At 57.3% G+C, this 7,225-nt stretch carries 9 protein-coding genes and 2 pseudogenes; 2 read left to right on the plus strand and 9 right to left on the minus strand.

Going from position 1 to position 7,225, the window contains the following annotated elements:
- Positions 1-37: 37 nt before the first annotated feature.
- The 9 genes and pseudogenes from BDI24065_RS03185 to BDI24065_RS03225 form a co-directional block, all read right to left on the minus strand.
- Entirely contained in the window at positions 38-1,636 is a 1,599-nt protein-coding gene (locus BDI24065_RS03185; RefSeq protein ID WP_174956577.1) for a SagB/ThcOx family dehydrogenase, read from the minus strand.
- Positions 1,637-1,727: 91 nt separating this feature from the next.
- Positions 1,728-1,994 (minus strand): DUF1488 domain-containing protein, encoded by a 267-nt coding sequence (locus tag BDI24065_RS03190; protein ID WP_009907020.1) that lies wholly within the window; start codon positions 1,992-1,994, stop codon positions 1,728-1,730.
- Positions 1,995-2,180, minus strand: coding sequence for a hypothetical protein (locus tag BDI24065_RS03195; protein WP_174956576.1), 186 nt, complete (start codon positions 2,178-2,180; stop codon positions 1,995-1,997).
- A 1,066-nt stretch (positions 2,181-3,246) separates the two neighbouring features.
- Entirely contained in the window at positions 3,247-3,444 is a 198-nt protein-coding gene (locus BDI24065_RS03200; protein ID WP_264166984.1) for a hypothetical protein, read from the minus strand.
- Positions 3,445-3,462: 18 nt separating this feature from the next.
- On the minus strand, positions 3,463-3,675 hold the full coding sequence (gene rpsU / locus BDI24065_RS03205; protein ID WP_174948437.1) for a 30S ribosomal protein S21: 213 nt from the start codon (positions 3,673-3,675) through the stop codon (positions 3,463-3,465).
- Positions 3,676-3,708: 33 nt separating this feature from the next.
- Complete coding sequence (locus BDI24065_RS03210) at positions 3,709-3,918, minus strand: hypothetical protein (protein ID WP_174956575.1); 210 nt, start codon at positions 3,916-3,918, stop codon at positions 3,709-3,711.
- A 47-nt stretch (positions 3,919-3,965) separates the two neighbouring features.
- The gene (locus tag BDI24065_RS03215; RefSeq protein ID WP_174948435.1) at positions 3,966-4,250 is read right to left on the minus strand and encodes a hypothetical protein; all 285 of its coding nucleotides are present in this window, start codon (positions 4,248-4,250) and stop codon (positions 3,966-3,968) included.
- A 333-nt stretch (positions 4,251-4,583) separates the two neighbouring features.
- A pseudogene (locus BDI24065_RS03220) lies at positions 4,584-4,751 on the minus strand (translation initiation factor IF-1); the annotation flags it as partial.
- A gap of 69 nt (positions 4,752-4,820) precedes the next feature.
- The gene (locus BDI24065_RS03225; RefSeq protein ID WP_132021451.1) at positions 4,821-5,138 is read right to left on the minus strand and encodes a hypothetical protein; all 318 of its coding nucleotides are present in this window, start codon (positions 5,136-5,138) and stop codon (positions 4,821-4,823) included.
- 1,129 nt (positions 5,139-6,267) lie between these two features.
- Between BDI24065_RS03225 and BDI24065_RS40975 the strand changes: the two are divergent.
- Both BDI24065_RS40975 and BDI24065_RS03230 read left to right on the plus strand, forming a co-directional pair.
- A pseudogene (locus BDI24065_RS40975) lies at positions 6,268-6,375 on the plus strand (IS481 family transposase); the annotation flags it as partial.
- A 186-nt stretch (positions 6,376-6,561) separates the two neighbouring features.
- Complete coding sequence (locus BDI24065_RS03230; protein ID WP_175029970.1) at positions 6,562-7,152, plus strand: HEPN/Toprim-associated domain-containing protein; 591 nt, start codon at positions 6,562-6,564, stop codon at positions 7,150-7,152.
- Positions 7,153-7,225 lie beyond the last annotated feature (73 nt).

Raw genomic sequence — 7,225 nt, forward strand, 5'->3', positions numbered from 1 at the left:
ATATTCCCCCGCCAGGATCGATGCCTGGGCTTTCGCGTCAAGGCTGATTCTCGTACGGCGGAAATGCCGACAGGCGTGGATCGTCCACCGCGCCACCGACGGTGAAATGATACAGGGATTGCCAAGCATGATCCTTCGCGCCGAGCAATGCGTGCATTTCATCATCGAAAAAACAGCCGATCCCCGTCGCGCGTACTCCGGCGGCTTCTGCTTCGAGATAGAGCGCCTGGCCAAGCATGCCGCATTCCCAGAACAGATGGCGATAACGCCATGGTTGCTTCAACGTGATTTCGAATCTCGCGATCATCCCAAGCGCAAAGCAGGAATCAGCACCGATATCCTGGTGGCAGCAAATCAACTTTGCCGCCGCGCGCAAATCGTAAGGCAGCAGAAAATAGAGCGGCAGATGGTCCGGCCCGATCTTTTGCCACAGCCATTCCGGACGCAGAGACCGCTTGAGATCCGGCAGTGCGCCCGGCGTTCTCACGAGCATATAGAGGCCCGGCTCCAGGCCGTCGACGCGGTGCACCAATAGCGCCGCATGCACTGCGGCCGGAGACATCAGCGCATTCCACGGCGGCGTGTCGGGATGTGTCAGCAGGCACGCCAGCATGCTGAAAAGAGCCGCGTCGCTGATGCGCGTCGTGCCATCGAAATTCACGGCGCTGCGACGCTGTCTGGCGATTCGGGCGAAGCTGAGATCGAGGGCTGGCGTCGCCGGCGCTGCACACTGCTCCGGGTTCGGCGAGGGTGATTCGCGAGTATGGGTCTTGTGTGTGGCGCGATGAATCGAATCGATGTCCAGCCACGTCACATGTCCCGAACTCAGTTGATTGGCGCGTCCGTGCCACTGTGCCCTGTCCAGAGCGATCAGCATGCGCTCGAGATCGGGCCGCGTGTCAGGGTTGCCGATCCAGAGCAAAAGATCCGGCGCCTCCGTTTCGGCATCCTTGAAATCTTCGCGGCGGTCCACTCCAAGCAAGCCGGCCACTGCATCATCCGCAGCCGACTCCATCAACCGCGTCTGCCAGCCGAGCGCCGCGGCTGCGTAACTCATCGCAGCGATGACATGACCGCAATCCTGCTGGCAGTAGCGCCAGGCGCGCATGCCGTATTTCCACGCCTCGCGCCAATGGATCGAGCTTATGCCGACCAGGACACCACTTTCCGAAAACGCCTCGGTCCATTGTGGCTCGTCCACCGCAGCGCGATGTTCAAGCGCATGATCCCGGCTCAGGTAGTGGTAGACGCCTGCGGACAAGCCGGGCAGAGCCGGACATAGAAGATAGCCCTCGGTCGGATGCAGATTTCCACTCGAAGGGTTGCAGCGCAGTGCCCACCGCTGGGCGCCATAGGATTTCCACGCCGACAGGCCGAGTGAGAGTTCGAACAGGATTGCCAGATGGGACAGATCGAATCCCTGCGCGGGCGGCAAGGTGCCGCAGCGTAACGCGTTGTAGCGCGTGGCCAGGGTGTCCGCGGCTAACGGCAGAGCAACGCGCGGTGCGCCGTGAAATACCCGAAACGGATCCGGCTGGGTTGTCCAGTCGAGCCCCCCAGGGCCAGGAGCGTAGAAGTTGAGACGGTGCTTGCTGCGTTCGTGATAATCAAGCAGCGCATGCTTTGACCGATCCATGCCCCCTCTCACCCCGGAATACCCGCACACGCGGCTAGTGCAGGTCAGAATGAAGGCGCACGTGGAGTGCGGGCGCAAACGAGGGCCACTCTCACGAGATCGTGTACCAGTTCTGGGAACCACCCTTGTAAAGGTCTCTGGCAAGTCCCAGAATCCGGTCGCGATTACGGTCGAAGGCCGCAAGCAAGGCGAGCTCGCCAGAACCCATGTGGGAGTTCAGTTTCGCCAGCATCGCATCGTCGACCAGAAAGGTAATCTCGCGAGAATTGTCGTAGCCCCAAAAGCATACACAGTGCCTGGAAGCGTCGTAGGTGCGACTGGGATTGGGAAAGTTGAGTGTCACGGCGCTATTCCCCATCTAACCCTCCTGACAGATATAACGCCACTTGCTCGCGTTGACATTGATGCGAGCGTCATTTTCGCGCCGCTTCTCGGCACGCTCGCTGTCCGCGCGCTTCAGTGCTGACGCGCGCGCCTTTTTCACGTCAACGTAATCGCTGTGCCTGGCGGGCGTGGCTGGCTTCAGTTCGGTTTGCTTAGGCATGCCGGTTCCCAAAAAGAGAATTTCAAATTTCAGGACCGTCGCGGTGACTGAATTTCGTCGTCGCCCGCCCTATACGAGGACCGGACGACGACCCGCGGGCTTGCCGCCGACGGCATCTCTCGCGCACGGAACTGCCGGATCGAACCTCAGAGGGAGGCTCGGTTGACACGCGAAGTTCGCAGCTTCGACGTTCGCGCGCAGGATCGTCGTGGTGAGCTTTCTGCTTGGCTGTGCGGACAGGGGGAAGCGTAAGGAGTCGGAGCAAAACCATCGGTCACGCACATCGAACCTCACGAGAATGCGCCCTATACCACGGCCACGCAAGCGCTATCTCGCGTCAAGGCCATGATCGCCACGATCCCCCCCAAGCAACACTACCGTCATCAACTTGCGCGTGACGGCCGCCAGCTAGCGCTTTTTCTCAGTTCCATCCCACGAACAGGCGACGCGCAGTACGCGCGGCGGCCTGTTCAGCGGGGCGGGCTGTTGATTTCCACCGAGTCTCAACCCACCGGGGATGCGGTCGTTTTCTTGGACTGATTTAGGTCGTTAACCCGAAGCTTTCACGGTACTCGATGGGGTTGAGATAGCCAAGAGATCGAGTCAACAGCTGACGATTTCTTCTCGTTAGCATGCTGCTGTTGCCCGATTGCTCGCCCCATAAGAGGACGGTTACTATCAGACCCGCTCCCGAAGGTACTGGATGCACTTTAGTCGTAGACCCAACCGATTCGTGAGCGCACCTCGCGAGTGGGTTGCCGCATCATCTGCCACACTGGGACGTTGTTCGGAGGGCGCGGTGCTATCTACGCCGTGGACAGACTTCGCTATTTGAAGAGCAGCGTGACCTATCCAGACACGATCGCGCCACTCGCATTTCGCTCGATGGACAACTAGCCATGCCTGAAGTGATTCAACGAGCTGAGGGGGTGACAGCCACTGACGAGTTTTCCTTTGGGTGACGAGTTGCAGCCCAACAAGAAAACAGAGCAAATCAACATACCTGGTCGCGACGCGCATGGTTGGTCTTCTGGCTTTCAATGTTTGTGAACGCGTCGGTGTGTACTCATCCTTGGATACTGAGCGCCTTCTCTAATGCAGCAATCAATTTGAATGCGTCATCCCGGCCGATCAGAAAACCCCGGCTGGTATACTCGCACCCGAATGCATAGAAGCTCGGCAACAGAGTCACCATGTCTTTCTGCTGATTGAAATCAACTTCGCATTTGGTCAGCGGGAAAAACGGAGGCACCTCGGTCGGCATGTTGTACACGACGCTCTCCTAGTACATTTTTCGGGGTGGCAACATGCGCTTCGCACGTAAGCGCTGTCTAGCAACGGCGCTGGCTTTTTTCCGCTTGCGTACCGTCGTGGGCTTTTCATAGCCAGTTCGACTGCGCAACTCGCGAATCAGCCCTGTTTTCTCGATGCCACGTCGAAATCGCCGCAGCGCGACATCGATCGGTTCGTTGAGCTTTAGAGTAATTGTCGTCATGTAGATCCTGTTTCGAAAGGTTAAAACGAACAGCTAGCCGAGCTGTGTCATGACGGCGCTTGCTATCTCGTCGGATTCGAATTCCGAATATCCGGCTCCGATCGATAGTGCACGTATAGCCATGAACATTTGCAACTCATGTGGATGGCACATCGCTGAATCGGCGATTCTGGCGGGCACGACGGTTTCGATCCTGGCGACCTCATTTCGTCTGATCAAGCTGAGCAGTTCGTCGATGATCATTTCGGCCTCCAAATGACCGGGGAATTGTGTTGTGCTGACGAGTCGCCTCAGCGCGCGCTGGAAAAGAACCCCTGTTTGCCGCGATTGTCGTCGATGATGTTCTCGGCATAGAGCACCGAGGCACGACGTGCGTCGCCGGCGCTGTCAAATGGCGATGTGTCGCGCAATCTGAAAGTCTGGCTCTGTGTCAGCGTATCGGTGGTCCCGCGAAGGCAAATCTTGACCGCCGCGTCGAACCCGGCGTCGTAGTTATGCGGGCAGCCATTGGGCGCCGGCACGTGAGGGTAAATCAGTGGATAAATCTCGAATCCACGGTAGACGTGCATGCTCATGACAGACTCCTGGCGTTCGGCCACGACGAGTCGCATGGGCGAACACATCCAGCCGGTATCCACGTTGCGGAGCGGGCTGGTTGGTGAAGGGGGCTACGTTGCAGCGCGAAGGAAGGGCGATGCAGCAAGAGGGCGGATGGAGGGGCGGAAGGTCAGAGGACTGATGATCCTCCTGATGGACCCATCATACGCGCATCGTTTGATGCACGTCCAAATTATTTCGGGTTTTGCGCAAGAACGCATCGGCATACGGGCGGCAAGCGCGCGGTATCGGCATGCGAGCGTCAGGAGGTGACGTTGTCACGTGTCCATTCGATGACGACCATGATCAAGCTAGCGTCGAACGAATCGCTTTCCAGTCGAAGCGGTCGGCTCCCGGTCGTCTCTGTGCCGGAAATTGATGCGGCCTTTGGTCAGATCGTAGACGGACAACACCAGCCTTACGTGATCCCCCGCGAGGATTCTGATACGGTGCCTGCGCATGCGTCCCGATGCGTATGCTGCGAACCGCAATGGCGGGCACTGATGATCGTCAATTCGTGGACATGACAAGTTGGCGCCGGCGCAACACTATCGTTGTGGATGCTTCATTTCTTCGGCTTCCATCGCGGCAAGTCGTTCTTCGCTTGCGGAAACGGATTCCATGGCTTCGTCGATCGAAGCTAATGCATACTCGCAAGCCAGTTTGGTTTCTTCAACCGTAGGCTCTGGCTCCTCATCGTCGCTGGGTGGAGGGGAAAGCATATCTCCGAGCATCATCGCCAGTTCGGGGGTGTCCCATTGTTCCCCCCTTTGTTCCTTCTTCTTTATATAGTGGCGGATTTCTGCGTCTTGCTCTGGCGAGAGTGGAAGGTGTCGAAACGTGTTGCTTGGTGTGGCGTCAATCATGATGTTGCTCCAAAGGTTTGATTCGACTCGCTCGAACTGCCTCCGGGATTGAGAGAGCCAAGGAAAATGTTGAGGATGAGAGAACAGGTTCCTATTTTCAGCTGTGCGAATCGTGCATTCGTTCGAGGCGCCCCAAAAGCTCATCCACTTGGAGTTCGATGACCTTGTTTCGCTGCGATTGCGTGCGGAGTTTGTTGAGCTTGACTTTCCAATACGCTGGATCGCTTACGGGCGATCTCTTGATGAAGGCATGTTGTGCTTGCTCAAGTAGTCCGATCGCTCGCCTGATATGGACCAATTCGCGTTCCACTTCGCAGTACCAGCTCATATTTTCCGCCTGTTGGTTATGATTTGTATCTTGGCTTGTTGCCTTTCGAGAACACTCGAGTTCACTCAAAGGCAGCGTCGGAGCCGATGCCGAGCTGTGCGGCTGCTGCACGACGGGTACGGTGAGGGGGGAATGTGGTGCGCAAGTAGGGGCGCGACACAGACTGCAGCGGAGGGCGAGCGATCAATCGGCAAACGTGGCTCGGATGAGGCCATCATACGCGCATCTCCGGTCGAGCAACTCTCTTATTTCGGCAGCGACGAAGAACACTTATTGTTGAATGATTGGTGTGACGTTGGCGGGTCCGTCGGCACGTCGATGGCTGGTGGCACATACGGCCGGGAAAAGTTGCTTTGCGCGTCCGAGCTCATCAATGCTTCCGAGGCTAAGGCGTTGGCAGGTTAGCCAGTGCTTGTTGATGTTGATGGCCGTTGAACTTTCCCGCTTGCCATCGGACATTGGCGCGGTTGTCATCGCACCCTAGTTACGTTTGTAGCTGGCCCGTATTTCCCGCGCCATTTCGCTCGCTACACTAGCTTTAGGGATGCGCCACGACGAGTACGAATCGAACCATGGCCGACGATGACGTCGAAGCGACGTTTGGCGCATGGTGTGCGAGCAAGTGGCAGTCGACTCACCGGGCTATCCACGGCGATATTATCCCGGTGTCGGGCAGTCTCGTTGCGGCGTAGAGCGACATGTTGATAGGGTGGAAGGCCGCATTCAAGTTGCTCCGCGGGAAGTCCGAATCGAGCTAGTGAATGCCGAACGCTGACGGACCTTGATGCGTGGCTCGACCAGTACAACAATGAACGAGAGCATCAGGGGCGCTGGTGTTACGGCAAGACGCCGATGCGCACTTTCCTCGATTCGCTCGATCTCGCCAAGGAGAAACTCATCCCCCATTGATGACTCGTTCTTTGTCGGCCCGACTACCTGTCAGATCAAGTCCCGGCTAATACAATTTCAGTGACCGTCTTCGTTCGGTAGCAACCCAGCCAGGAACAAAGCGGTTAGATTGATCACTAAGAAACCCCACACCGCGTACGGGTGGGAAAAATGTAGGGATGATGTCGGTGAAATTTAAATTGTCAAATGAGTACACCCATCACGCTGACCGTGGGCAACATCGAGCTCACATACAACACGAGATACATCGGCATGGATCACGGCATGCTGTTTCAGGAGCGAGACCGTCAGCGTCGCCGACATCCTAGTGTCAACTACGACTACTACGCGCAACATCCCGAAGAAGATGTCACCCAAAGTGAGATGTGCTTTTGCCGCACTCTCGACTCGATGGTTTCGCGGCTTGAGTTGCTGGGGTACACGTTGAGAACGGTCAAGGCCGACTACGAAATACAATCTGCACTCGATCGCGACAGGTACGCTGGCGCCGAAGGCGATGGTGCGCCTGTTCGGCGCGACCGTTTGACGTTCGAGCAGTTCGCCAGCTTCATCCGCGCACATGCCGTGCGTGACCTCGAGGACGAGTACAACGACAGCTACGACGCTGAATACGCACAGGGTCGAGGCCGGTTCGCCAGCGAACCCTCTGTTACTTTGCTACCCGAGGGTGATCCAGAAAGAGACAGGAGTGGGTATTCAGAGCGCAGTCACTTTGGCTCCCTAATCGGTTTCCTGCACCCCTATTCGGTCCTCCGAATCCTTGCTGAAAATCCGTAAGCGGTCTATAAAGCACGCCTCTCTAGATCCCTGGCACGTCACACTCGGTTAAGATCGGCTTGCGGTGGGGCAG

Source organism: Burkholderia lata (genome assembly GCF_902499025.1).
Classification (GTDB): Bacteria; Pseudomonadota; Gammaproteobacteria; order Burkholderiales; family Burkholderiaceae; genus Burkholderia; species Burkholderia lata_C.